Annotated in this window: 1 protein-coding gene; it reads right to left on the bottom strand. The window is 65.5% G+C overall.

The window, feature by feature from the left end; translation table 11 throughout:
* Positions 1–854 (bottom strand): substrate-binding domain-containing protein (locus tag FED44_RS35455; RefSeq protein ID WP_138463407.1); only part of this gene is annotated, 854 nt, incomplete at both ends.

Here is an 854-nt window from a genome sequence, read left to right as displayed (position 1 = left end):
CCGGTGGGCAGGTACTTGTCGGCGTTGTCCTTGGTGACGGTCTCCGACGTCAGCGTGATGGACTGCGGCACCTGCTGCTCCAGCAGGTCGCTCATGCCCTTGCCCTGCGCGATGAGCCGGGCGATCTTGATCGCCGAGGCGGCCATCGTCGGGCTGTAGGTCACCGTCGCCTTCAGCACACCGCTGTCGGCCTTGATGTCACGCATCGCGTTCGCCGAACCGGCACCGCCGACCATGAAGAACTCCTCACGCCCGGCCTCCTTGATCGCCGCCAGCACACCGATGCCCTGGTCGTCGTCGTGGTTCCAGATCGCGTCGATCTTCTTGTGCGCCTGCAGCAGGTTGCTCGCCACCTGCGTGCCCGACTCCACCGTGAACTTCGCGTCCTGCTTCGCGGTCACCTTGAAACCATAGGTCTTCAGCGCGTCCTCGAAGCCCTTGCTGCGGTCCTGGGTCAGCGGCAGCGTCGCGATGCCCTGGATCTCCAGGATCACCGGGTCGGCCACACCCTTGTCCTTCAGCGTCTTGCCGATGAAGTGACCCGCGGCCACGCCCATGCCGTAGTTGTCGCCACCGATCCAGGTCCGGTACGACAGCTTGTCGGGGAACACCCGGTCCAGGTTGATCACCGGGATGCCGGCGTCCATCGCCTGACGGGCGACCTGGTTGAGCTGCTCACCGTCGTTGGGCAGGATCACCAGCGCGTTGACCTTGGCCTGGATCAGCGACTCCACCGCCGAGATCTGCTGGTTGATGTCGTTGGTCGGCTCGACCGCCTTGAGCTCCACGTCGGAGTACTGCTTGGCGGCGTCCGCGGCGTTCTTGCTGATCGCGGCGATCCAGCCGTGGTCGGC

This window comes from Microbispora triticiradicis (assembly GCF_005864065.1).
Lineage (GTDB): Bacteria > Actinomycetota > Actinomycetes > Streptosporangiales > Streptosporangiaceae > Microbispora > Microbispora triticiradicis.
Note: the sequence above shows the minus strand (reverse complement) of the source record. Positions and strands in the feature narration are given on the sequence as shown.